The sequence below is a fragment of the Pseudofrancisella aestuarii genome (assembly GCF_003574475.2).
GTDB classification, from domain to species: domain Bacteria; phylum Pseudomonadota; class Gammaproteobacteria; order Francisellales; family Francisellaceae; genus Francisella; species Francisella aestuarii.
In genome coordinates this window covers 69,896-94,157 of sequence record NZ_QLIS02000002.1, presented here as the reverse complement: position 1 = coordinate 94,157, position 24,262 = coordinate 69,896, and the positions used below count along the sequence as shown (strand labels likewise).

Sequence of the window (24,262 nt, the reverse complement as noted above, 5' to 3'; positions counted from 1 at the left end):
ATTTACTACAAGTGTTTATACGAGAAGCTATGTTTGACGAAGAAATTTTTGACAATATACCAGAAAACTTCTGTTTAATGAGTTGGAATATTTTTAAAATCGATCATAAAAAAACTGAGCTTTTTAATAAATATATTCAAACTACTCACGATGAACATGGTGTAGACATATTTTGTCTTCAAGAATCAAAATATTCTGATGCTACAACTTTTCCAATAAACAAGTTTCATATTAATTTTGCTTCAAATATAGCTCTTAAAAACCATGACTATGGTGTAACAACCGCTAGCCACATTCCTACCAAGAAAAACATAAGAGTTTTAACGACACATAAAGAATCTGTTATAAATACACATAAAGCATCTTTAATAAGTCATTTTTCATTTGGCAATCAAACTTTAATAATAGTAAATATTCATGCTATTAATTTCAAAAGCAATAAAGTATATGAATATGAGTTTGAAAGAATAAAAGAATTCTTAAACCTTAAAAATAGCAAAAATCCAATCATTATTGCTGGTGATTTTAATACTTGGAATAGAACAAGGATTAAACTTATAAAAGATTTTTGTAGAGAGTTTAATTTTAAAGTAGCTTTTTTAGATGGCAAAGAGCTTATTAAGTCTTTCCAAGATAATCCTTTAGATTTCGTATTGTATAGAGATTTAAAGTTAGAAAAAGCTTTAGCTTTAGATTGTAATAAAATCTCAGACCATAATCCTATTATTACTTATTTTAGCAAAGGTTAACCACCAAGCTCTTTTGTTCTAGAGTTTATAATGTCATAACACTTTTCAGTAAGATCTTTAACATTATAATCATTTGGGTTTATTGGTGATCCAAATGTCATCCTTGCTATTCCTGGTTTCATAAAGTCGCCCTTTCTGCGACCAAAATATGCTCCAAAATTATGTGATACTGGAACAATCATTGCATCAGTGACTGTAGCAAGTTTCATTGCTGAACGATGAAATTTTGGATACTCTCCAACAGCAACTCTAGTACCTTCGGGAAATACGATAATGCTTAATTTTTTATTTGAAACTCTATCCTTGCCCTCAGCCAAAACATTTCTTAAAGCAGAGATACTATGCTCTCTATCGACAGGTATTGCCTCAGCATGAAATTGTGCTTTTCCAAAGATCGGCTTTTCCAGTAATTCCTTTTTCATCGCGAAACAACATCTATAAACCAAACCATAAAACATAAAAGTTTCTAACATTGATTGATGCTTTGAAACATATATACATGGTTCTTTTAAGATGTTTTCTTTACCTTCAACTTTTACATAAATCTGAAGAATAAATAAAACTCCAAGGCGATATAAAAATGACCACAGCCAACAAACAAAAAGCCTAACTTGTAAAGGGGCTTTTAATGCACCTACTATATTCATTAAAACACAACAAAAGAGCAAAGTTATATAAGCATAAAATTTAAAAATCTGCATTCTAAATAAAAGTATAGCTCGCCATATTTTTCTCATTTCACTGCCTTAACTAACCTTTAAATTCTTTTGTTTTTTCTGTGATGACTTTATGACAATATGCGGTAAGTTCTTTAGAATCATAATCATTTGGATCTATTCTTTTGCCAAAATGCATTCTAGCAATTCCTGGCTTAATAACATTGAAGCCTTTAGGAAAAAATCTGCCAAAATTATGTGCAACTGGAATAATAGGTACATTTGCATCTGTAGCAAGCTTCATTGCTGAACGCTGAAACTCTGGGTATTCACCTATTGCAACTCTAGTACCTTCTGGAAAAATTACCACATTTATACCGTTTTTGATACTTTCCTTCCCATCAGTAACGACTTTCTTCAAAGACTCTCTAGGTTTTTCCCTATCTATTGCTATACTGCCAAGGTTTTCCATAGCTGTACCAAATATCGGAGCCTCAAAAAGTTCTTTTTTCATAATAAAATGACACTTCCCTATAAATCCATAAAACAAGAAAGTCTCTAACATTGACTGATGCTTAGAAACATATATACAAGGATAATCTTTATCAATATTCTCTTTACCTGAAACTCTAATATAAACTTGTAAAAAAACTAACATGCCTATCCAATATAGATATGTCCACACATAACAAACAGCCATGCGCCAAGAAATTGGAAGCTTAAAAAATGTAAAAATATTAATAAGAATACAGCTACCGCCTATTACCGCATAAGAGTACAGATGAAAAGCCGCCATCCTAGCTAACATCAACAAATTCCATATTTTTTTTATAAAAAACTTCATTTAATTGTCTCCACAAAAGCATCTAAATTCTCATAAATTTGGCAGTCATCTAACTCTGCTTTATGCTCATTATACACTTTTTTTCCTTTTCCTGTCTTCACTAAAACAGGCGTACACCCAACTTTCCTAGCCACTTCTATATCTTTAAAAGAATCTCCGACAAAGAACACATTTTTATCAAATGCTATATTTAATTTAGCAGCTATCTCAGTTAATAAACCAGTTTTAGGTTTTCTACAATCACAATCAACTTCTGGTAAATGAGGACAAAGAGAAATATATTTAATGATATTAGCATCTTCACCAAGTAGCTCTAAAAATTTTGCATGCATTTTCAAAACCTCAGCATAGCTAAAATAACCTCTGCCAATCCCTGATTGATTAGTTGCTACAGCCACTGGAATATTTAATTTTGACAATTTTATTATCGCTTCAATGCTTCCCTTCTCAGGAACCCATTCATCTACAGACTTAATATAATGATCAGAATCAACGTTTATAACACCATCCCTATCTAGAATCACAAAAGATGGTCTATTTAAAAGTCCTGATGCTTCTGACATTATCTTTCTAAATACTTTAACTTATCTGGAACTGATGCCCAATTATCTGCATCTTCAAAAGGCTCACATTTTTCAACAATATTTGGCCAAACCCCAGCAAGCTCTCTATTTAAATCTAACATCTGCTCTTCAGCCTCAGTTAAATCATCGCTCGATTTAATAGCATTTACAGGACACTCTGGCTCACACAAGGCACAATCAATACACTCATCAGGATTAATAACAAGCATATTAGGACCTTCATAGAAACAGTCTACAGGACAAACCTCAACACAATCACCATATTTACATTTTATACAACTTTCCGTAACAACAAACGGCATAAATAAAACCTTCTAAATAGTATTTCAGACATAAAAATATTTGAAAATTATAACATAGATAAAAAAAAGATAAATACTAAGGCTTTTTATACTGTGAAGCAAATAATATTAATTTAACTTTGAAAGTACTTTATTATCTTCATGATAATTACTAGTCATAACTTTCATGTAACCATCACTATCTAACTTACCATTAGAAATAATTGTAATATCTTTTGATACTGTATTCTCTAATGAAAAAGTTATATTCACAAACAAAATAGAGCCAATAAACAACACAAAACCTAATAGCTTCATAATGCTTTCTTAAGAAGACAATATTATTACTATCATAAAGTTTACATATAATTTATAAAAACTGTTCTTTTCTCTAGCTTATTTTATGCATAAAGTTATTATTCTTAACACTTTGCTGCGGAGTTGGATCAGCAGAATCTAAATTTTTTGCAGTTTCTTTAGCCTTACTGCTAACATCATCAGCAAGTTCTAATTGTCCTTCACTACTTATTTGTTGGTCATTTGTGATAATTTGTTGTTCAGTTGTTTCCATAGAAAAACTATTATTAAAGCCCAATGCAAAAATTAAGGTACATGCTAAAAATTTTAAATTTTTCATAAATTTTTCCTTTTTTAAAATACAATCTTATAATATCTCATAAAAAGATACGTATAAGTAGTTTAAATTTTCTTAACGCTTATATTATACGCTAAAAATATTTTGAGAATGTCATATTCTAGGTCAATAGTAAATATCTAAGTTGTTTCATTTAACTAGTAATTTAGTTGTAATGTGCTAGGATTAAAGAACTAAAAAGTTAAATCTCATTTAAAGATGACTGCTAGATTTAATCCTAAGAAATTAATTTCATTTACTACCATATCAGTAGCTGTTTTATTTTTCATTACATATATAGTTTCTGTCATAAATGGTCATAATCAATTATGTGTTCCCTTTATATCAGGTTGTTCTGATATTACACATGCTGGTTTCTTTCCATATGAATCATATATGTTAAAAGCAATTTTAATACCTACAGCCACATTAATGGCTGTAATTTTCTTTTTCATAAAAGAATGGTTAATTCATATAAGCAGCAACAACCCTAAAGTTACCAAACAAGCAAACATAATGCTATGGATATCAACTATTGGCTGCATAGGTTTAGTAATAGGTACAGCAGTAATAGACGGTGATAAAACCATTATGCCGCTTCATTTAAAAGCTGTAGGAATATTTTTTGTATCAATGACAATCTGCCAAGTTTGGTACACCATAATAGAAAGTAAATACACAAGTAAAGTTAATAAACTACCTGTAACACTAAGAAGAATAGCTATAGGAATTACTTTAATTGTGGCTATTGTTTCACTTTTTATGGCTCAAACATATAAGAATCAAAGCATTGTCGAATGGTGGGGAGTTTACTCTTTAATCTTCTGGTTTTGGACTTTTTCTCTGAATAAAGAAAAATAATACGCCATATATTTCTTTGTATACACTCTAAATCTTCAATATTCTTCTAATATGATTCATATAAATTTATAGTAAGTATGTCTATAAACACTTTACTAAATAATCAAAACTTACAAACCTATATTGATGAGAGCTCTGTTAACTTAAGTCCTATAACTATGGAGCTTTTTGAACATGCTAAGAGTGATGAATACTCTCATATGCTTAGTTCTCCAAATCAGATTCAAATGATAAGCCTTATAATAAAAATGCTTAATGCTAAGCAAATATTAGAAGTTGGAGTTTTTAGAGGTTTTGGAACTTTAGCAATGGCTGAAGCTTTATCAGATGATGGCAAAATATATGCTTGTGACATAAATGATAGTTTTATCAAACCATATATAAAATACTGGGAAAAAGCGAATGTAAAAGATAAGGTCCAGCTATACATAGCACCTGCCTTAGAAACATTAGAAAAGCTACAAAAAGATGGCATAAAGCTTGATTTCATCTATATTGATGCTGATAAAGAAAACTATATCAATTATTATGAAGAGTCTTTAAAACTATTGAATCAAGGTGGTGTTATAGCTATTGATAATGTTCTTTGGTCTGGCAAAGTAGCTGATAAAAATCATATAGACTCACAAACAGAAACTATTAGAAAACTAAACTCTATAATTCACAACGATAGTCGTGTTGATGCTTGTATTATTCCAATTGGGGACGGGGTTAACCTACTAAGAAAAAGATAGCCTTTTGCTTGAAGACCTTCACTAACCTAAATATACTTTAAGTCAGTACTTACTATATTCAAATAGCTATGCTTAATCGTACAAAAACATATTTCCTAATCTTAACTAGTTTATTCTGCTTTAATAATTTATATGCGATTGGAGATATAAATTATGATGAAAGTAAAGTTCCTGAATATAAACTAATAGATCCTCTAACTATGGAGAATGGAGAGAAAGTTACTGATATTAAAAAATGGCAACAACGGCGTTTAGAAATAATCCAACTTTTTAAAGATAACGTTTATGGCAATCTACCAAACGATAATGTTTCAATAAGTTATAAGGTTACTCAAAAAGATGATAATGCTTTAAATGGAAAAGCTATTGAACAACAAGCTGAAGTCACAATAGGAAAAACAAAAATATATTTATTAATGTACTTTCCTAAAGAAGGTAAAGAAAACTATCCTGTATTTTTAGGGTATAACTTTTGTGGAAACCAAAGCATCACAAAAGATTCTAAAGTACTAATAAATCCTAACTGGGCTAACTCTAGCATTTGTCAAAAGCCTGATGATCTTGCTGGAGCAGTTGTTGATGATAAATTCACAGAAAAATCTAGAGGTACAAGGGCTTATAGATATAGCTTAGGAGATATTATAGATAACGGTTATGGTTTTGTAACAGCATATTATGGAGATGTCGCACCTGACAGCCCCGATAAAGTTTATGACAATGTATCCTCTAGCATTAAAGATCCAAAACAATATTCTGCTATCAGCCTATGGTCATGGGGACTTATAGAAATTTCAAAAGCTTTAAAAGATGAGCCACTTGTTAATCAGAAAGAGATACTTGTATATGGCTTTTCTAGACTAGGGAAAGCTGCTTTATGGGCAGGAGCTTTAGATCAAAACTTTGCTATGGTTATATCTGTTGATTCTGGAATGGGTGGAGCTAGCTTAACAAAAAGAGAATACGGAGAAACCACATATTCTATAAATACTGAGTTCCCTCATTGGTTCTCAGATAATTTTAAAAAGTATAACAGCAACCCTCAAGCCCTACCACTTGATCAGCATATGTTATTATCTTTAATAGCTCCTAGACCTCTATATGTCGCTAGTGCAAATGATGACCAATGGGCAGATCCAAAAGGAGAGTTCCTATCTGCTAAAGCAACTACTCCAGTTTATGCTTTATTTGGAGAAAAGGTTACTTTACCAGCTGAGCAACCAAAAGTTGATGATCCTAAAATAGGCATAGTAAGTTATCACATCAGATCTGGAGGTCATAACCTACTTCCATATGACTGGACTCAATTTATAAAAGCTGCAAATTTGAATATAAAAAAATAAATTTATTAAGATCTTTGTTCATCTTCATCATCGAATTGAGGAGCATCAGGATCTTCACTCTGCTCTTGACTACTTCTCCATTTTTTATAAATAGAATAAGCATTATTTACGGTATTCTTATCAATATTGCTCTGTACAACGCCATTATTGGTAATTTGATCTGTTACAGATACTGGTCCTGAAAAACTAACCATTGGTAAAGTAATAACTATAATAGTAAATAATATTTTTTTCACAACCTACTCCTATTAGTAATAAAAAGACATTTATTTAGTTATGATTATATACTATAAAGGCTTATTGATTTTATAAAAAAATAAAGATTAAGAAATTTTAAAGATTATAAATTATTTAGAAAAAGTTATATTTTTATTTTCATCAACACTAACTATGATCCTCTCCCCAGCTTTAAACTCTCCATCTAAAAGTTTTAAAGCTAATGGGTTTTCTAAGTTAGTCTGTATAGCTCTTTTCAGTGGTCTTGCCCCAAATACAGGATCAAAACCAGCTTCTGCTAATTTATCCATAGCTTCTGGAGTAACTTCTAGCCCTATTTCTAAGTCTTTTAAACGTTTCTCTAAACGCTTAATCTGAATCTTAGCTATCTGAGCTATCATTTCTTTATTTAATGGTTCAAACACAATAGCATCATCAATTCTATTCACAAACTCTGGTCTAAAGTGTGTTAATACCATTTCCATAACAGCTGATTTAACTTTGTCGTAATCCTCACCTTGCATTTCTTGTATTCTATGAGAACCAAGATTTGATGTCATAACTATCACAGTATTTTTAAAGTCTACTGTTCTACCTTGACCATCTGTCAAACGACCATCATCTAACACTTGGAGCAAGATATTAAACACATCAGCATGAGCCTTTTCTACCTCATCAAGTAGTATTACTGAATATGGTTTTCTTCTAACATGTTCCGTCAAATAACCGCCTTGCTCATAACCAACGTACCCCGGAGGAGCTCCTATAAGCCTAGCTACAGAATGCTTCTCCATAAACTCTGACATATCTACCCTAAGCATTGCATTCTCATCATCAAACAAGAATTCTGCCAAAGCTTTAGTTAACTCAGTTTTACCAACACCTGTTGGCCCTAAAAACATAAATGAACCGATAGGTCTATTAGGGTCTGATAAGCCAGATCTTGATCTTCTAACAGCATTTGATACAGCTTTAATCGCTTGATTTTGTCCTATCACTCTTTTATGTAAAAATTCTTCCATGTGTAGAAGTTTTTCTTTCTCTCCTTCCATCATTTTTGATACAGGGATTCCCGTAGCTTTAGATACAACATCAGCAATTTCACTTTCTGTAACAGATGTTCTGACTAATTTATTTTCAGAAGGTTCTGCTTCAGTAGCTTCTATTTGTTTAATTTGGGCTTCTAACTCAGGTATCTTCCCATACTGCAATTCAGCCATTTTACTTAAATCACCAGCTCTTTGATATTTCTCAAGTTCAAACTTAGCTTTTTCAAGTTTTTCTTTTAGCTCACTCGTACCTTGCATCTTAAGCTTTTCAGCTTTCCAAAGCTCCTCAAATCCCTTATATTCAGACTCCAGGCCTTTTATTTCTTCCTCTAAAATCTCTAGCCTTTTTTGGGTAGCTTCATCTTTTTCTTTTTTAAGTTGTTCTCTTTGCATTTTAAGCTGAATAATTCTTCTATACAGCTGCTCCATCTTTTCTGGTTTTGAATCTATTTCCATACGGATTTGGCTAGCCGCTTCATCAACTAAATCGATAGCTTTATCTGGTAGCTGTCTATCTGTTACATATCTGTGAGATAGCGTAGCTGCAGCAACTATTGCTGAATCAGTAATATTTACACCATGATGTAACTCATATCTTTCCTTAAGACCTCTTAATATAGCTATAGTATCTTCCACAGTTGGCTCATCTACTAAAACCTTCTGAAATCTTCTTTCTAATGCTGGATCTTTTTCTACATATTCACGATACTCATCTAGAGTTGTTGCACCAACACACTTTAACTCACCTCTAGCTAGTGCTGGTTTAAGCATATTCCCAGCATCCATAGAGCCTTCTGCTTTACCAGCCCCAACCATAGTATGTAACTCATCTATAAATAGAATTACATTACCTTCCTGCTTAGATAATTCTTTTAATACAGCTTTTAATCGCTCTTCAAAGTCCCCTCTAAATTTAGCACCTGCTAATAATGCACCCATATCTAAAGATAATACTTTTTTACCTTTAACTCCTTCAGGAACCTCATTATTAACTATTCTTTGTGCTAATCCCTCAACTATTGCAGTTTTACCAACACCTGGCTCACCTATTAGTACAGGGTTATTCTTTGTTCTTCTCTGTAATACCTGTATAGTTCTACGGATTTCACTATCTCTACCAATAATAGGATCTATTTTTCCTTTCCTTGCTAGCTCTGTTAAATCAACTGTATATTTATCTAAAGCACCTTTGACATCTTCTTGATTTTGACTACTCACTTTCTCTCCCCCACGATAATCGCTTACCGCTTTTGTAACTTTTTCTTTTGTAAGACTAAATTTATTATATAAGTTAGTTAGACTTTTATCCTCAACTGAAACCTGCAAAAATAATTCACTTGATACAAAATCATCTCCATTTTCTTTTGCAAGACTCATCATTTTCTGTAAATCTAAGACCAAGTCTCTTGATGGTTGAATTTGCTGAGAACTCTCACTCCCCAATACAGCAACATTTTCAACAGCTTCATTTACTGCTTGCTCAAATTTAGAAAGACTTACGCCACAAACACTTAATATAGCTTTTGCAACACTATCATTTTGATCCAGCAAAGCTTTTAGTACATGTATAGACCCAAACTCTGTTGCTTTCTGCTGAAATGCGTAAGACTGCCCTTCTGCTAAAGCTTCCTGAAACTTAGTTGTAAACTTATTTATATCCATTACTTATCTTCCCCTTATAAAATAAAGTCCTTAAGACTTATATCTATATAACTAAGGGCAAAGGATTTTTTTTCAAGATATATTTTTTCTAAGATAGTGCTGAGGTTAATAAAGGAGATATAGTTAAAACGATACCAACAAAGATTATAAAATAGATACTCTTTGTTCTATACTCTTTAAGACTTGGTGTTTTAAAAACTATATATGCTGGAATTAAGCACCCTAAAATACCAAAAATAGGGCCCGATAAAGGCACTAATTTATACACAGGTGCTTGAAAAACTATAGATAACCAAGTGATTAAAAATATTGCTACAAGTACTGTAACGTCCATAAACTTAGAGTTAGTTTGACTTTCCAGACCAACCTTATTAAAACCTATTTTTAAAATACCTTTCAATGATTCAGCCATTCCGCCTAAAATACTTAAAAATGAAGTTAAAATTGCACAAATACTTATTATGACTCCACATATATGAAGAACCATATTTGAATGCCCCTGTTTCTCCAACAACAGAAATGCTGACTGATTACTTTGTGAAGCTTTAACTGCAATATCATGTGGAATAACTAAAGAAAATGAAAATATATATGCTCCTATAATTATTACAAGCAACATAAAAGCTATCTTCATTGTTCTAAGAGCCTTTGCCATAACTATTTCTTTAGTTTCATTATGATGATGAAGTCTATAGCCTATAACCATTGGGCTTAGCGATTGTATAAATAAAATAGATGTTAATGAAAATGGCAACATAATTATAGTTTTTGCAATAAAATCTCCACCTGTATCAGGCAAGGATGTTAAATTACTAATTTTCCATAAAGGTACTAGTGATATTGATACTAAAACAATAGAAATAACTAAGATAAAAACCAAGAATGTTGAAACCCTAACAAGCAATCTCTGACTTTTTATACCTATAAAAATCAGAGCTATCATTAATATAGCACTAAAGATTATATTTTGGTCAATATGAAGAGTTGATATAAGTCCAAACTCATATAAGTAAGAAGCTAATGATTTAGCCACTACTTCAGCATATATTACTGTCCATGTTAGCATCATTAAGAAATATAATATTCCTAAGAAAACTCCCCATTTAGGCCCCAGAAGTTCATTTATAACCTCTTTATAAACTCTAGGTTCACTCGATGCAAAAAGCGTTTGAATATATAATTTTTGGAAGAGATAAATTCCTGGATAAGCAATCAAAATAGATAACGCAAATACTGTAAATCCGACTACACCAATGCTTACAGGAGTTAAAACAATACCAGCCCCAATAGCCATACCAAAACTGACTATAAGCCATCCAAAATCGAATTTATTAAATCTATCTTTATCTATCATAATTTATTTTTTCTGTTGCCACAGTAATATAATCATCATTTTTTTGCCAAAGCTTATTTAGCCACTGCTGGAATTCTTCTTTATCTTGTTGATTACCAAAATAATCTTTTAAAGGAATTTTTGGTAAAGGAATAAATTCCATTTTTATTCTTATTCTCTTTGTTTGCCTAGTCATAAATCTCCATAAGGTTTCTTTAGAAGATTCATAAATAATAATTGTATTTAGAATACCATCTAGCCTACCTGACAAAGCCTCTAAAATAACAGCTATACCTCCAGCTTTAGGATTTAATAAATTCTTATAATTGCTTTTCTTAGCTTTCTGAAGAGTATATCTAGTACCCTCAACAAAATTTATTATTGTTGTTGGTCTTTTTGGCATCTTCTCACAATACTCTTTAGTGCGACGAATATCCTGCCCTTTCTTTTCAGGATTCTTCTCAAGGTATTCTTTTGAATACCTTCTCATAACAGGAAAATCCAAAGCCCAACAAGCTAATCCAATAAATGGTACATAAATCATTTGGTATTTCATGAAAAACTTCGGAAATGCTATCTTTTTATGAAAAACTAATTGTAAAAGTAAAGTATCTAACCAACTTTTATGGTTACATATCACAAGATAAGATCCATCTTTTTTTAATTTTTCATCCTGCTCAAATATTATCTCTGTCGAAGAAATTAGCTTTACAGCAAAAATATTAAGACTCACCCATATCCGTGCAAAAAACTCCAACATCGTTCCTAAGAAAAACTGTAAGCTTTTTATAGGAATCAATAATTTCAACAAAGATAATGAAACTATAGGAACAGCAACAATAGCTGTATTAATCAAAAGCAGAACTATAGAAACCATTCCGTAGTAAAAAATTTTAATTTTTTCTAACATCATTTAAAATAATACTTAGTACTAGTGAATTTATCTTATCACTTCTCTAATAGTTTTTTAACAAGCTTTTTATTTGTACATACCCTTTATTATCTATAATAATATTTATTGCGCCATTACTATTAATATCTATAACCCCAATATTTTTGTCACTAAGTGACTTTAGTTTATCTTTATCAAAAAGGTTTGAAGAACTATAAATAAAGTATTTTGGTTTTAACTTATCAAAGAACTTATAATACAAATCTACTGGCGAAACTATCAAATCTGCCTTAATAAAATGATTATATAGACTAAAAGTCTTTCTTTGATTTTTCAGCTTACTACTAGGAACCAAAAGAAAATCTTTATGCTGACTATGAATATTCAAATAACAATACCCTTCGCTTTCTAACAAATAAAAAGTGTCTTTATCTATATGTAAACTATTATCATAATCACACTTTATAAATCTATCTTTGAAACTATCATTTATGGTATTAGCAATTATATTTCTTACTAAACTAATATTGTCTAATTCTTTAATATCTATATTTTTAGTAACATCATCAACAACCACATAATCTAATTTATCTATACCATTTAATCTTAAATATGGTTTTAATACGTTATTCAAAGTATAAGCATCTTCAAGATTTGCTTCATTTGTATATAACACATCAACCCCTTTATCTTGGACTAAAATAAGTTGGTTTTGAGTATCAAAGATATGTAGTCTAAAATCACTATATTGCTGTGAAACATTCTCAGTGTTCTGAAAAAACACTAAACACATCGCTAATCCTAATAGCCTAAATGAATTTGATAAAGGTAAAACAACTAAAACCAATCCAAAGATAACAACTATCAAAGAGGTAAATGAAAAATATCCCCAATAACTAATAAAACTAAATTTTCCAACCAACAATTCTAGAAAAGAAACTAAAAGCTGTAAAAACATTACAGCTAAAAACCATACCTTTATGCCTATAAACGATAATAGTAGACTAAACAAAAGTAGTGGAACTATCACAAAACTGACTAATGGAATAGCAATGATATTAGCGATGATCGAAACAATTGAAAAGCCTGCAAAATAATAAACCGTTATTGGTATTAAAAATATCGATAAATAAACTTGTGCTAATATCGAAAGCTTATATTTACCCTCATACTGTTGTAAGACTATTGATATAAATATTAAAAAAGCTACAGCACAAAAGCTTAACCACATACTTACACTGTATATAGATTTGTAATCTAATAACAGAATTATAAAAAATGAAATAATTAATATTCTCACTAAAGTAACTCTCTTAGCAAAAAGCCAAAACAATCCAAATATTAGGAGCATTAACATTGCTCGCTGTGTAGGTACACTAAATCCAGCCAATAGACTGTAAAACAAGGCTACTATAAGAGAAAATACAACCCCTATATATTGAGCCGGAACTTTTCTACATAAACTAGGAGATAACGACCATAAAACTCTAGCTAATATAAAACCTATCAAAGCTAAAAGCCCTACATGTAACCCTGAAATCACCATTAAGTGAGATGTTCCAGTCTGCTGAAAAAGATTTTTATAAAAATCTGAAAAACCCTTATCTCCTATTAGTAAAGCTATTGCTAAAGATTTAACATCATAGTTTTGCAAATCATTATCTATTCGACTCTTTATTTCATATCTTATTCGCTCAGGTAAATATCTAAATGAAATACCCTTAAACTTAATTTCCGTATCCGCAACCACCTTTCCTTCTGCTACAATATTTTTATTTTTTAAATATTCTGAATAACTAAATGCTTCTACATTTTCACTCTCATAATTTTTATAGAGCTTAACTTCCACTTTTAATTCATTTGCAGGAATCAAATAATGACTTAAGCTTTTATCTGCTTTTAATAAGAAATCTCCATACTTATCTGTATGGAAAACAAACTCTATATTTTGATCTTTTATCTTTGGTAATGAGCTAACTACTCCACCCAAAAGAATAGTTCCTTGATATTTGAAGGCTTCTATCTTTTGTTCTGGAGAACAGCTAGACAAAAGGAATGAAATTAGGATAATAAAACAAATATAAAGTTTTTTTACTATATATTTACTTATAGTATTTTCTAAAAGCAAAAAACTGTAACTTAAGAAACGATGCTATTTTATAAGCTTATATAAAGTTATAAGAAAAGTGTAGCGTGATTATTAAGAAAGAAGCAAACGATAATACAAATATTAGTTAATTATGTACGGTCTCATTCATAAAATTTATCTATAATATTTCTATTCTTAGAGCAAAATTTATTCTAAAATTCAGATATAAATAGAATAGAAATATTCTTTTAAAAATACCTATTGAAAAAAAATAAAAACGGAGGATAATACTTTCGTTTTTACGACACTTTAACCTAAGGAATTATGTGAAAACACTTAAAATTTTAATCGATCATAAAGATATCTGGTCACCTTATTATCCAAGCGATAATGTAATAACTATTTCAAATTATCTTCAACAAACTTCAAAAAATGAAAATTACATAATAAACCTATCTGAGAAGATGGAGTATCTAGAAGAAGGTTATTATGCATCTTTGTTAGGTGAAGCAAATAAAGATAGTGTTCTGCCTGATATTACTACACTTAATAGCTTAAAGTATTTTGATCATGTTGCCTTATTGTCTTCAGGCATAAGGCTAAATCAACAACAATTAAATAAGATGTATAAAGATGAAAATATCATAAATATAAAAGTATTTTTTGGTGTTCCATCTATAAACGGTTTTGAAAAGTTAGCAAAAAAAGTTTTTGAATACTATAGTGCACCTATCTTAGTTCTAACTATTACTAAAAGTGCTGATATCTGGCAAATCAGCAATATCACACTGGGTAAAATTAGTACATTATCTGATGAAGAACAAACTGTATTTGCAGAATCACTAAACGCTTTCAGTAGTAAAGTTTGGAGAAAGAAAAAAGTTAAGAAGAGTTTCTTATATGATTTAGCGATCTTACATGACCCTTCTGAAAAAATACCTCCTAGTAATAAAAAAGCAATTTCTAAATTTGTAAAAGCAGCTAATGATCTAGGCATTCATGTTGACCTAATCACTAAAGATGATTATATGAAAGTTCCTGAATATGATGCTCTGTTCATTAGAACAACCACTGCGATTAATCATTATAGTTATGCTTTTGCAAAAAAAGCGGAAGATAATAATTTAGTAGTAATCGATGACACGAAGTCTATTACTAGATGCACAAATAAAGTTTACTTACACAACTTAATGACTAAACATAAAATACTAGCCCCTGAATCTAAGCTTATATTTAAAGATATTAAAAAAGCTGAGCTCGAAGAGATAGTTAATGAATTAGGTTTTCCAATAGTTCTAAAAATCCCAGATGGCTCTTTCTCAAAAGGCGTTAAAAAAGCAAAGTCTTTTAAAGAATTAGAAGTTATCTTAAAAGAGATGTTAGCTGATTCTGCAATAATAATAGCTCAAAAATATTACTTCACTGAATTTGATTGGCGTATAGGTATTTTAAATGGTAAACCGCTATATGCATGTAAATACTACATGGCTAAAAACCATTGGCAGATTGTAAACTATAAGAAAAATACTGTCACGGCTGGTGGTGCTGATGCTTATGCAACTCATCAAGTGGATAAATCTATTATGAAAGCAGCTTTAAAAGCAACCAAGCTTGTAGGTACAGGTTTATATGGAGTTGATATAAAAGTTGTAAATGGCAAACCTATGATTATAGAAATAAATGATAACCCTTCTTTAGATGCTGGATATGAAGATGCATATATAGGTGATGCTTTATATAGTACTATCATGCTTGAATTCTTAAATAGAATGAATTTTAAGAAACTACCTTATGCAAGCTAATAATATATTAATATCTAATGCTAATTTGAACCATCTAGATGATCTAATTGAAATAGAAAACTCTCTATTTAATAGCGATAAAATATCTAGAAGGCAAATGACTTATAATATAAAAAAGCAGAAACTCTTTTTCACTGCTGTCAGTAACGATAGTGTAGCTGGATATATACTTTGTTTTGAGTATAAAAAACAAATAAGAATTTACTCGCTTGCTGTGAGTACTTCACATCAAGGCAAAGGAATAGCTCAATCATTGTTAAATCATTTGTTTAAACTAACTACTAAAAATATTTACCTAGAAGTTAATACAAATAACCTTGGAGCTATTAGACTATATCAAAAGAATAATTTTGTTATTTCTAAAACTATATCCAATTATTATGAAAATGGAGATAGTGCTTATAAAATGATCTTAGAAAGAGATTAAATATTGTTTTATTTTAGAATCAATATCTTCTTTATCTGAAAATATTTCTAAAATTTTATGCCTAGAAGTTTCACCTCTTTTTATATTTATCAAATTTTTTTTAAGCTTCAAATACTTTGCTAAAAAGTTAATTAACTCTTTATTTGCCTTACCATCTACAGCTGGAGATGCAATTTTAATTTTTAAAGCTCCATCATGCTCGCCACATATCTCGCTCTTAGAAGAATTTGACTGTATATAAACTGACAAAAGGAAGCTCACTAAAATATCTCTGCAATTACACTCTGTAAGAATATTTGTACACAGAATAATACGATTAAAACTACTATCGGTGAAAAATCAAATCCTGCTGCAGTAGGTTTTATAAATCTTCTAACTCTAGATAAAAGTGGCTCTGTAATTTGAAAAATTGCCACAAAGATAGGATTGTATCCACCATGAATGAACCAACTAGCTATAGCTCTTATAACTATTAGATAAACAAACATATTTATTATAGCGAATGGCATATCTAAAAGAGGTTTAACAAAAATAAATAAAAGGTCTAAACCATATCCCTTTAACAAACCTACTAATAGGTTTTCTATTAAAAAGATAAAATAAACGACTACTATACACGACCAGTCTAAGTGAAAAAATCCTGGCACCACTCTTCTTAAGGGCATAACAACAACATTCGTGGCTTTCATAATCATTTGAGAAACAGGATTATAAAAATCTGCTTTTACCCACTGTAAAAAGAATCTCAATAGTACAATAAAAGCATATAAACTAAAAATCGTACTAATTAAGAATATAGCTACATTTATTAAACCGTTTGTCATGTTTATATCTTAAATTCTCACGTATAGGTGATAATTCTAACAGGCTTTTGCCATTAGGTTAATATCTTAAGCTACAAAATAGTTATAATAAATAATCTAAAAGCTGAAGAAAAATAATTATTAAGGAAACAGCAAGTGCGAGACCGTTTATAAACTTATTTTCCATTATTTTATATTTTAGTTTCAGCCCACTTTTTCTAAGAATTCTCACCATATTTAATGGGCAAGCAACAAGCATTATTAAAGCCAATAAACCAACTATGGATAACGCCATTATAAATATTTTATTAAAACAGTAATCTATCACTATAGGTATACCAAATAGTAACCCAATTAATAAAATATTCTTCACAACTGGTTTTAATTTCTCAATATTAGATTTATCTAAGATAAGATCTCTTAATGAAAGAGATAGTGTAATAAAAGCTGTAGTCACTGATATTGCTATAAATGCAAACAATGCCTTAGTCACTAGACCATTTCCCAGATTCACTTTTAATATATTTAGAAACTCTGAAACACTCATCATAGAATCTTTTTCTAAAAAGAACTTAAAGCTTTTATCACCTTCATTTATCGAAATATTACCAAATATGGCAACAACCCAAAGACTATATATCGCCAATATGATAAATGAAGCTATTAAAATTATTCTTCTTAATTCTTTAGGATAGTCTCCTACATAATTTCTAATGGTTGGAATTATTACATGTGCGGAAAATGTAGTAGCAAGCACTGGAATCACTATAAAAAGCTCTTTAATATTAGATAATTCATAATCACCTAAATTATCTAACTTAGCTTGAGAAATAAGTAATGCGAGTACAAAAATGATAATAATTAGCTTTATAGAAAGAAATATTCTATTAAGCCACTCAGCATGAGTTGTACCCTTAAGGATGAAAAAGCCAAAAAGTATTATGAAAAGTATTTGAGAAAATAAAACACTAAAGTTAAAAATATTAGAATATGTTTGTCCTATAGCTGCTATATATGCAGTTAACATCCCATATAATATTCCAAAAGAACATATATATACTAAAACAATTCCAAACTTCCCAAAAGTCTTATGAGCCAATCCTAAAAAACTGATCCCCCTTTCAAAATGCATACATGCTTCTGCTATAGCCAAGGTTGAGTATGTCATTAAAAGCCATACAAGAAACATTATTATAATACCTGGTATTGTCCCAAAATAAGAAAGCAGCATAGGGATGGCTAAAATTCCACCACCTAAAGAAGTTCCTAATATAAGGAATATGCAGCCAATTTGTTTATTTATGGAAACCAAAGCAAAAATCTTTAAATCTATTTTTAATTCAGTATATATAAAAGCATTCAAAACTTTTAGTTAAAAGTGATTTTTTGATTATTTTTTATGGCTGGGCTACCAGGATTCGAACCTGGGGATGACGGGATCAAAACCCGTTGCCTTACCGCTTGGCGATAGCCCAACAATGAACATGACTTGTGAAAAAGTCAGTAGACATAGTTTAATGTCTTAACAAGCCATTTGTCAAGGTCTTTATCTATTTTTGTAGCAACTTTTTCAAGCTGATATTTATTATCAGATAACACATAAAAACAAGAACCTGTACCAGTCATATAAAATTGTGCTTCTGCTACTGAAAGCCTATTTTTAAATTCTGGAAACATTTTTAAAAAGACTACCTCAAAATCATTTTTCATAACTCTTCTATCCAAGTCTAACTCCCTAGATATTAGGCTCTCATGTTTTACCAAATACTGGCTATTAAAAAACTCTTTTGTACTTATATGAATATCTGGCTTTATTAATAGGGCATATTGTTCTTTATAGTTTTTTGAAAATAGCTTCTCACCAATACCCTCAGCCCATGCTGACTTCCCAAATAAAAAAATAGGAACATCTGCACCTAACTTTTTACCTAAATCAAGCATATCCGCATTTGAAATATCTGGTCTATATTTATCTCTCATTGCCATAAGTGTTACAGCAGCATTTGAGCTACCGCCACCCAATCCAGCTCCCATTGGAATATTCTTTTCAATAAACACATCTAAACCTATAGCCGATATAGCATACGTCTCTTGAAATAGCCTTATTGCTTTATAAACTAAATTATCTTTCTCAGAACTTATTGTCTTATTGCTTTTTATAGTTATTAAATTTGAGTTATTAAATTCAAAATACAACCTATCTTTTAAATCAATAAATTGAAACCATGTTTGAAGATTATGATATCCATCATCTCTTTTATCTAAAACATGTAAAAAGAGATTTATTTTGGCAAATGATAAATATTCCCTACCTCTCATACTTGCCACGACTTAATCACTATTTTTAAAGTCAAATCATCTCTAGATAAAACTATTTTTGTTGGTAGGGGAACTTTTTTATTAATTAACATATAGTTTTTATAAGTTATCTCCCAACCTGACTGTTTTAAATTGTCAACCAATCCCAACTTAGAGTAACCTACCTCTTTAGTTTCTCTTGAAACATATGTTCCTTTTATCCAATATTTAAGACCCTCCATAGGAATATACCAACCAAATTTTTCTGCTAAAAGAGAGCTAATATCTTTAGATTTTGTTACATCTCCCTTACTATCAACTAATGATACAGATTTACCATCTCCTATAACACTTATTGCACCCATACCAAGAGGTCCATATATTTTTAGATGATAATCATTTCCATCTTGATTCCATATGAAATTAGCAGAATCTGCTTTATTATCATATCGAATACCTATAACTCCACTAGCCTGCCATTTTGACAAATTATCTAGCTGATCTTTTAATGTCACCTTATTAAATGATTGAGATGTTTCTTCAACAGGTATTGAATCACTTTTAACTGTCGCGCATGCGGTTAACAATAAAGTTACTAGAACTATAAAAAAATTAAGCTTTATATTTATTTTTTGTAGAAACATAATTCTTTGCATTAGCTAATATATCTTCTTTTTCTTCTTGTGTTAATAATCTTATTTTCTTTACTGGAGAGCCTAAATACATATATCCTGACTCCAAAACTTTTCCTGGAGGTACTAAACTACCTGCTCCAACGAGAACTTCTTTTTCAACAACAGCTCCATCAAGAACTATAGCACCCATTCCAATCAAAGAATTGTCTTTTATCTCACATCCATGCAAAACCACTCCGTGACCAATAGTCACATTTTCACCAATGCTTAATGCAAAACCTTCACCTGAATTTCTAGGATATTCTGTAGTGTGTAATGTACTACAATCTTGTATATTAGTTCCTTTACCTATAGTGATTTTTAAAAGATCTCCTCTCACACTCACTTGTGGCCAGACAGAAGCATCTTCTCCAATAACTACTTTACCAATAACTACAGCAGATTGATCAATATAAGCTGTTTCACTAATATCTGGAGCAATACCACAAAATTCTCTGATGTTTGACATAAAGGCTTTCTCCTTTAGTTATCACTTAAAGAAATTAAACTAAAACTCACAGGTTTTATTTTTCTGTTTTTCACAAAAGGTTGGACATATCCATTTTCATCAACTATAAATAACGGTACTGAATTTCGATTATCTGAAAGGAAATTATCAAGCGTATAATTCTCAGTAATGTTTGTACTCTTAATCCTTGCACCATTATTTAGTCTTTCAAGAAGATAGTTATAATCAATACCTTCTTCAAAAAGTAAATTTGCTATATTAGTCTCAATAGCTCCTATTCCTTTATAGCTTTCTTTTTGAGGTGTCCTTAATACGAAAATATTACTAGCACCAAATTCATGAACATATTTCACAGCCGAAACTGCATTAACATATTCACTTGTTGAAAGCCCCAACATCGAGCCTATACCAACCAAATTAATATTCCAGTCAGCATGTAAAGACACTGGACTTCCATAATAAGTATTTAATCCTAACTGGCGACATTTCTGTACATTCGCCCAAGATGAATCAGTAATAGTTAGTTCAATATCAAGTTTAGAAAATATTTCCGCAAGCTCTCTAGCAAACTTATTCCCACCTATTATTAAGAAACCTTTTCCTTCAGGTTCAGAAACTTTTAAAGCACGAGAAAGAAATGGTACGAATAAGCTTTCAAAAACAACCGTTAAAACAATAATCATGAAAACGAAAAATACTAAAGTATTTGCCGCATCAACTTCTTCAGGCGCTACTTTTATTATTTTCATAGCAACTAAAGCAGCAACCGAGGCAGCAACGATACCTCTAGGATATACCATCCCTAAAACTATTCTTTCTTTCCATGTAGTATTTGAACGAATTGTACATATAAAGACTACGATTGGTCTTAAAATAAACTGCAAGAATAAAAACAGTAGTAATACATCAGCCCAGTAGTCTTTTATCATACTAAAGTTAATGTCAGCACCTAAAACTATAAACAGAACTGATATGAGCACGACACTTAAGTTTTCTTTGAAAGATACTATATCCGACATTTTGAGATCTTTCATATTCGCCATTACTAAACCAGCAACTGTAACAGTTAGAAGACCTGCTCCATGTATAACAGCATCTGTTATAATAAAACTTACTATAGTAACTGCTAACACAAAAAAGCTTTTCAAGTATTCTGGAATATAATGCTTTCTAAAGCTCACTCCAATAAAGTACCCAAATGCTAATCCAGAGAACAAACCTAATGTACAAGCCCAAACAATATACCCAATGAAATCACCAATAATATTTGCTGATGCAAAAAGCCATGACATTATAAATACAACTATTAAAGCACCTATTGGATCTACTATAATTGACTCCCAGTGTAGGATACTTGCAACATGCTTTCTTGGGCGAATAGTTCTCATAAGCGGTGGAACAACTGTTGGTCCACTAACACACGTTATACTAGCTACTAATAAAGACATTTCCATAGATAACCCTAATAGCTTATAACAGAACAGTGCTGTCAAAACCACAGTCAAACCTATCCCTAGAGTAATCAAAAGAAATACAACTCTACTAACATGCTTTATTTTTTGGAAGTTCAGAGATAAACTTCCCTCAAAAAGTATGATAGCTACACATATAGAAACAAAAGGTGGCAGCGCTTTTCCAAAAATTATATTACCATCAACTAATCTAAATCCATCAGATAGTATAACCTCTGATATTGGGCCTAATAAAATACCACTTAGAATAAGGAATAAAATTGAAGGAAGCTTTAATCTCCATGATAAATATTGTGACACTATAGCGAATAGCAAGATAAGTCCCGCAGACATCGTTATATAGTTTGACGAATGCATAAACTCGTAAATACTACACAAGATTTAAACTCCTTTATAAGTAGAACATAAAATCAGGATTATCAATCTTAAACAATAACTATATTTTTATCAATAGCTTGAGATTACACAAACTCTATGTTTTTTATTTTCATAAATTTAATAATTACTATGGCTAAAACAAATACAAACATGCTTATAACTAATGTAACTAAACCAGCAGTATAAAAATATTCCTTATAAATATAAGCGCTTTCTAATATAGAAACTCCTTTTTCTGGTAATGCTACTAGCTGATTAACTAAACCCGTAATAGAGTTTGAAAGAGATGCTGAAATATACCAAGCACCCATCGCAAAACCCATCATTTTAGGATCACAATAAATACCAATCATACTTAAACCAATAGCGCTTACAAAAAGCTCTGAAATAGATATAAATAGATACGTTAATGCTATGTAATTTCCACTAATAATACCGTTGTGAGCATTTAAAAATCCAAAATACACCATAAATAAACCTAGTGCTGCTAATGCAGTACCTGTCGCAAACTGATAAGGAATATAGAACCTTGGTAGCATCGGATAAATTCTAATTAACAGCATACCTCCAAATATTATAATTACTGGATTTATTAATTGATAATTAGCTGGATTAACACTCAATCCTAAGAGCTTCAGATCTGAGTTATTTTGAGCTGTCATAATTAATGTAGATTCCATTTGATTATATATAACAAAGAAAACTACAGCGACAACTATCAAGCAAAGTCCTATTATTTGTTTGATTTGAGCAGCTCCTTCCAAGAAGAATAATGATCTAAATAAAAATAAAACTAAACATAATACACTTACCATCCCCAATATTACATTTGCTTGGTCTGGATATTGGTAACAAACTATTGTAAACAAATAAATAAAAAGCAAATAACTAAATACTATCAACTTAGATTTCTGAGAAATTGATTGCTTATCTATATTATCAACCACATTATCATAGATTTTATATCTCCAAGCAAAATTAAGAGAAGCTAATAACTTTCCAATAAAAACTATTCCTAAAACAGCTAGTGGTCCATACTTATAATCTATTAATAATGGAGCTACAACAAATGCCAATAAACTCCCCAGATTAATCGACATATAATAAAGAGTCATCGCTCCTTTTGCCAACACCCTATCTTCTCTATATATTTTAGAAACCATTGCGGAAGAGGTACCCATAAGTAAAGATGAGCATGCTGGAATACTTGCATAAGCATATATAAATACTTTATTGCCATACTGAACAAAAAAACCACTTATAAATACAACAAGAAAACTAAAAGCTAATAGAATACTCCCGATTAAAATTGATCTTCTAAGACCCAAATATTTATCAGCCATAAATCCACCGATCATAATTATGGCGTAAACCATAGCCTTACTCACTCCTTGAAATGAGTATGCTTGATCTTCAGAAAAACCAAGCCCATAATCTAAAGTTGATTTTGTCAAATATAAGATAAGTATTGCACTAAAACTATAACTAGCGAATTGGCTCCAAAAAGTTATAGCGGCAATAGTAAAACTTTGCTTTGATTTTAAATCTTTAAACATACATTTTCATATAAAGAGATTATATTATTGAAAATAATGCTTTTATAAATCAAAAGAAAGTATTTGAGATAGCTTTTAGAAAATAAAATTAAACTTTATCAATTAATTCTTGCAGTTCTCCTGACTCTTTCATTTCCATGATAATATCACAACCACCTACTAACTCGCCTTTAACCCATAACTGAGGAAATGTTGGCCAATTAGCATACTTTGGTAAGATAGCTCTAATATCAGGGTTCTCTAAGATATTTACAAATGCAAAAGGCTTTCCGCAAGCTCTAACAGCAGCCGCCGCATGTGCCGAAAACCCGCACTGAGGCATATTAGGCGTACCCTTCATATATAAAATTATGCTATTTTCTTTTATTTGTTTTTCTATTCTATCTACAACAGCTTGTTCTTCAGGTGTGTACATAACTCCTTCCTTTTATCAGCTTTTTTTACAAATTTAACGGTTTA

General features: G+C 30.6%; 26 protein-coding genes and 1 tRNA gene. 6 read left to right on the top strand and 21 right to left on the bottom strand.

Translation table 11 applies throughout. The features are described 5' to 3' along the window. Positions 1–29 precede the first annotated feature (29 nt). Entirely contained in the window at positions 30–749 is a 720-nt protein-coding gene (locus DNK87_RS04450; protein ID WP_119329707.1) for an endonuclease/exonuclease/phosphatase family protein, read from the top strand. Here the strand turns inward: DNK87_RS04450 and DNK87_RS04445 are convergent. From DNK87_RS04445 to DNK87_RS04420, 6 genes are all read right to left on the bottom strand, one after another. Further along, positions 746–1,486: a 1-acyl-sn-glycerol-3-phosphate acyltransferase gene (locus DNK87_RS04445; protein WP_119329706.1), complete on the bottom strand. Its 741-nt coding sequence runs from the start codon at positions 1,484–1,486 to the stop codon at positions 746–748. The genes DNK87_RS04450 and DNK87_RS04445 overlap by 4 nt on opposite strands. Positions 1,487–1,499: 13 nt before the next feature. Continuing rightward, positions 1,500–2,249 carry a lysophospholipid acyltransferase family protein gene (locus DNK87_RS04440; protein WP_119329705.1) on the bottom strand — a complete coding sequence of 250 codons (750 nt, stop codon included), beginning with the start codon at positions 2,247–2,249 and terminating at the stop codon, positions 1,500–1,502. Continuing rightward, positions 2,246–2,812: a D-glycero-beta-D-manno-heptose 1,7-bisphosphate 7-phosphatase gene (gene gmhB / locus DNK87_RS04435; RefSeq protein ID WP_119329704.1), complete on the bottom strand. Its 567-nt coding sequence runs from the start codon at positions 2,810–2,812 to the stop codon at positions 2,246–2,248. The genes DNK87_RS04440 and gmhB overlap by 4 nt, the downstream gene beginning before the upstream one ends. After that, positions 2,812–3,135 carry a ferredoxin FdxA gene (fdxA, locus tag DNK87_RS04430; RefSeq protein WP_119329703.1) on the bottom strand — a complete coding sequence of 108 codons (324 nt, stop codon included), beginning with the start codon at positions 3,133–3,135 and terminating at the stop codon, positions 2,812–2,814. The genes gmhB and fdxA overlap by 1 nt, the downstream gene beginning before the upstream one ends. Positions 3,136–3,243: 108 nt before the next feature. Further along, positions 3,244–3,432, bottom strand: a complete 189-nt coding sequence (locus DNK87_RS04425) for a hypothetical protein (RefSeq protein WP_119329702.1) — start codon at positions 3,430–3,432, stop codon at positions 3,244–3,246. Between the two features lie 73 nt (positions 3,433–3,505). Continuing rightward, positions 3,506–3,751: a hypothetical protein gene (locus DNK87_RS04420; protein ID WP_119329701.1), complete on the bottom strand. Its 246-nt coding sequence runs from the start codon at positions 3,749–3,751 to the stop codon at positions 3,506–3,508. A 216-nt stretch (positions 3,752–3,967) separates the two neighbouring features. On the opposite strand from DNK87_RS04420, the gene DNK87_RS04415 reads away from it, so the two are divergent. The 3 genes from DNK87_RS04415 (at position 3,968) to DNK87_RS04405 (ending at position 6,683) form a co-directional block, all read left to right on the top strand. Then, the gene (locus DNK87_RS04415; RefSeq protein ID WP_119329700.1) at positions 3,968–4,609 is read left to right on the top strand and encodes a Frag1/DRAM/Sfk1 family protein; all 642 of its coding nucleotides are present in this window, start codon (positions 3,968–3,970) and stop codon (positions 4,607–4,609) included. Positions 4,610–4,686: 77 nt separating this feature from the next. Then, on the top strand, positions 4,687–5,343 hold the full coding sequence (locus DNK87_RS04410; RefSeq protein ID WP_119329699.1) for an O-methyltransferase: 657 nt from the start codon (positions 4,687–4,689) through the stop codon (positions 5,341–5,343). A gap of 68 nt (positions 5,344–5,411) precedes the next feature. Beyond that, positions 5,412–6,683: a glucuronyl esterase domain-containing protein gene (locus tag DNK87_RS04405; RefSeq protein WP_119329698.1), complete on the top strand. Its 1,272-nt coding sequence runs from the start codon at positions 5,412–5,414 to the stop codon at positions 6,681–6,683. A 5-nt stretch (positions 6,684–6,688) separates the two neighbouring features. Here the strand turns inward: DNK87_RS04405 and DNK87_RS04400 are convergent, their stop codons facing one another. The 5 genes from DNK87_RS04400 to DNK87_RS04380 all read right to left on the bottom strand — a co-directional run bounded on the left by DNK87_RS04400 (position 6,689) and on the right by DNK87_RS04380 (position 13,963). Continuing rightward, positions 6,689–6,919, bottom strand: coding sequence for a hypothetical protein (locus DNK87_RS04400; protein ID WP_119329697.1), 231 nt, complete (start codon positions 6,917–6,919; stop codon positions 6,689–6,691). Positions 6,920–7,030: 111 nt separating this feature from the next. Then, entirely contained in the window at positions 7,031–9,610 is a 2,580-nt protein-coding gene (gene clpB, locus DNK87_RS04395) for an ATP-dependent chaperone ClpB (RefSeq protein WP_119329696.1), read from the bottom strand. Between the two features lie 88 nt (positions 9,611–9,698). Continuing rightward, on the bottom strand, positions 9,699–10,964 hold the full coding sequence (locus DNK87_RS04390; RefSeq protein WP_119329695.1) for an amino acid permease: 1,266 nt from the start codon (positions 10,962–10,964) through the stop codon (positions 9,699–9,701). Continuing rightward, positions 10,954–11,853 carry an acyltransferase gene (locus DNK87_RS04385; RefSeq protein ID WP_119330130.1) on the bottom strand — a complete coding sequence of 300 codons (900 nt, stop codon included), beginning with the start codon at positions 11,851–11,853 and terminating at the stop codon, positions 10,954–10,956. Before DNK87_RS04385 ends, DNK87_RS04390 begins: the two co-directional genes overlap by 11 nt. A 46-nt stretch (positions 11,854–11,899) precedes the next feature. After that, positions 11,900–13,963: a ComEC/Rec2 family competence protein gene (locus DNK87_RS04380; protein WP_280177129.1), complete on the bottom strand. Its 2,064-nt coding sequence runs from the start codon at positions 13,961–13,963 to the stop codon at positions 11,900–11,902. 287 nt (positions 13,964–14,250) lie between these two features. On the opposite strand from DNK87_RS04380, the gene DNK87_RS04375 reads away from it, so the two are divergent. Both DNK87_RS04375 and DNK87_RS04370 read left to right on the top strand, forming a co-directional pair. Continuing rightward, a complete protein-coding gene (locus tag DNK87_RS04375; RefSeq protein ID WP_119329694.1) occupies positions 14,251–15,726 on the top strand; it encodes a RimK family protein in 1,476 nt (491 codons plus the stop codon). After that, complete coding sequence (locus DNK87_RS04370) at positions 15,716–16,153, top strand: GNAT family N-acetyltransferase (RefSeq protein WP_119329693.1); 438 nt, start codon at positions 15,716–15,718, stop codon at positions 16,151–16,153. Before DNK87_RS04375 ends, DNK87_RS04370 begins: the two co-directional genes overlap by 11 nt. Here the strand turns inward: DNK87_RS04370 and DNK87_RS04365 are convergent. The 10 genes from DNK87_RS04365 to grxD all read right to left on the bottom strand — a co-directional run bounded on the left by DNK87_RS04365 (position 16,139) and on the right by grxD (position 24,218). Then, positions 16,139–16,402 (bottom strand): DUF167 domain-containing protein, encoded by a 264-nt coding sequence (locus tag DNK87_RS04365; RefSeq protein ID WP_211360947.1) that lies wholly within the window; start codon positions 16,400–16,402, stop codon positions 16,139–16,141. The genes DNK87_RS04370 and DNK87_RS04365 overlap by 15 nt on opposite strands. An 11-nt stretch (positions 16,403–16,413) precedes the next feature. Next, positions 16,414–16,977, bottom strand: coding sequence for a YggT family protein (locus tag DNK87_RS04360; RefSeq protein WP_071663298.1), 564 nt, complete (start codon positions 16,975–16,977; stop codon positions 16,414–16,416). An 82-nt stretch (positions 16,978–17,059) separates the two neighbouring features. Then, the gene (locus tag DNK87_RS04355; protein WP_119330128.1) at positions 17,060–18,268 is read right to left on the bottom strand and encodes an amino acid permease; all 1,209 of its coding nucleotides are present in this window, start codon (positions 18,266–18,268) and stop codon (positions 17,060–17,062) included. An 88-nt stretch (positions 18,269–18,356) separates the two neighbouring features. Next, positions 18,357–18,431, bottom strand: a tRNA-Gln gene (locus DNK87_RS04350). Positions 18,432–18,456: 25 nt separating this feature from the next. Further along, positions 18,457–19,284, bottom strand: coding sequence for a 4-(cytidine 5'-diphospho)-2-C-methyl-D-erythritol kinase (ispE, locus tag DNK87_RS04345; RefSeq protein WP_119329691.1), 828 nt, complete (start codon positions 19,282–19,284; stop codon positions 18,457–18,459). Further along, the gene (gene lolB / locus DNK87_RS04340) at positions 19,272–19,910 is read right to left on the bottom strand and encodes a lipoprotein insertase outer membrane protein LolB (protein WP_119329690.1); all 639 of its coding nucleotides are present in this window, start codon (positions 19,908–19,910) and stop codon (positions 19,272–19,274) included. Before lolB ends, ispE begins: the two co-directional genes overlap by 13 nt. Next, positions 19,867–20,397: a gamma carbonic anhydrase family protein gene (locus DNK87_RS04335; RefSeq protein ID WP_071663303.1), complete on the bottom strand. Its 531-nt coding sequence runs from the start codon at positions 20,395–20,397 to the stop codon at positions 19,867–19,869. The genes lolB and DNK87_RS04335 overlap by 44 nt, the downstream gene beginning before the upstream one ends. Before the next feature lie 14 nt (positions 20,398–20,411). Further along, a complete protein-coding gene (locus DNK87_RS04330; protein ID WP_119329689.1) occupies positions 20,412–22,226 on the bottom strand; it encodes a cation:proton antiporter in 1,815 nt (604 codons plus the stop codon). 104 nt (positions 22,227–22,330) lie between these two features. Beyond that, positions 22,331–23,803, bottom strand: coding sequence for a peptide MFS transporter (locus DNK87_RS04325; RefSeq protein ID WP_119329688.1), 1,473 nt, complete (start codon positions 23,801–23,803; stop codon positions 22,331–22,333). A gap of 88 nt (positions 23,804–23,891) precedes the next feature. Beyond that, positions 23,892–24,218, bottom strand: coding sequence for a Grx4 family monothiol glutaredoxin (gene grxD / locus DNK87_RS04320; RefSeq protein WP_119329687.1), 327 nt, complete (start codon positions 24,216–24,218; stop codon positions 23,892–23,894). Between the last annotated feature and the right edge of the window lie 44 nt (positions 24,219–24,262).

What these genes read in the sequence shown, in the direction of transcription:
- DNK87_RS04450 (WP_119329707.1), top strand. Translation starts at nt 30, where the DNA reads ATGTTTGACGAAGAAATTTTTGACAATATACCAGAAAACTTCTGTTTA.
- DNK87_RS04410 (WP_119329699.1), top strand. Translation starts at nt 4,687, where the DNA reads ATGTCTATAAACACTTTACTAAATAATCAAAACTTACAAACCTATATT.
- DNK87_RS04330 (WP_119329689.1), bottom strand. Translation starts at nt 22,226, where the DNA reads ATGCATTCGTCAAACTATATAACGATGTCTGCGGGACTTATCTTGCTA.
- DNK87_RS04360 (WP_071663298.1), bottom strand. Translation starts at nt 16,977, where the DNA reads ATGACAAACGGTTTAATAAATGTAGCTATATTCTTAATTAGTACGATT.
- lolB (WP_119329690.1), bottom strand. Translation starts at nt 19,910, where the DNA reads ATGCAAAGAATTATGTTTCTACAAAAAATAAATATAAAGCTTAATTTT.
- DNK87_RS04420 (WP_119329701.1), bottom strand. Translation starts at nt 3,751, where the DNA reads ATGAAAAATTTAAAATTTTTAGCATGTACCTTAATTTTTGCATTGGGC.
- DNK87_RS04325 (WP_119329688.1), bottom strand. Translation starts at nt 23,803, where the DNA reads ATGTTTAAAGATTTAAAATCAAAGCAAAGTTTTACTATTGCCGCTATA.
- clpB (WP_119329696.1), bottom strand. Translation starts at nt 9,610, where the DNA reads ATGGATATAAATAAGTTTACAACTAAGTTTCAGGAAGCTTTAGCAGAA.
- grxD (WP_119329687.1), bottom strand. Translation starts at nt 24,218, where the DNA reads ATGTACACACCTGAAGAACAAGCTGTTGTAGATAGAATAGAAAAACAA.
- gmhB (WP_119329704.1), bottom strand. Translation starts at nt 2,812, where the DNA reads ATGTCAGAAGCATCAGGACTTTTAAATAGACCATCTTTTGTGATTCTA.
- DNK87_RS04425 (WP_119329702.1), bottom strand. Translation starts at nt 3,432, where the DNA reads ATGAAGCTATTAGGTTTTGTGTTGTTTATTGGCTCTATTTTGTTTGTG.
- DNK87_RS04370 (WP_119329693.1), top strand. Translation starts at nt 15,716, where the DNA reads ATGCAAGCTAATAATATATTAATATCTAATGCTAATTTGAACCATCTA.
- fdxA (WP_119329703.1), bottom strand. Translation starts at nt 3,135, where the DNA reads ATGCCGTTTGTTGTTACGGAAAGTTGTATAAAATGTAAATATGGTGAT.
- DNK87_RS04440 (WP_119329705.1), bottom strand. Translation starts at nt 2,249, where the DNA reads ATGAAGTTTTTTATAAAAAAAATATGGAATTTGTTGATGTTAGCTAGG.
- DNK87_RS04415 (WP_119329700.1), top strand. Translation starts at nt 3,968, where the DNA reads ATGACTGCTAGATTTAATCCTAAGAAATTAATTTCATTTACTACCATA.
- DNK87_RS04390 (WP_119329695.1), bottom strand. Translation starts at nt 10,964, where the DNA reads ATGATAGATAAAGATAGATTTAATAAATTCGATTTTGGATGGCTTATA.
- DNK87_RS04445 (WP_119329706.1), bottom strand. Translation starts at nt 1,486, where the DNA reads ATGAGAAAAATATGGCGAGCTATACTTTTATTTAGAATGCAGATTTTT.
- DNK87_RS04335 (WP_071663303.1), bottom strand. Translation starts at nt 20,397, where the DNA reads ATGTCAAACATCAGAGAATTTTGTGGTATTGCTCCAGATATTAGTGAA.
- DNK87_RS04405 (WP_119329698.1), top strand. Translation starts at nt 5,412, where the DNA reads ATGCTTAATCGTACAAAAACATATTTCCTAATCTTAACTAGTTTATTC.
- DNK87_RS04385 (WP_119330130.1), bottom strand. Translation starts at nt 11,853, where the DNA reads ATGTTAGAAAAAATTAAAATTTTTTACTACGGAATGGTTTCTATAGTT.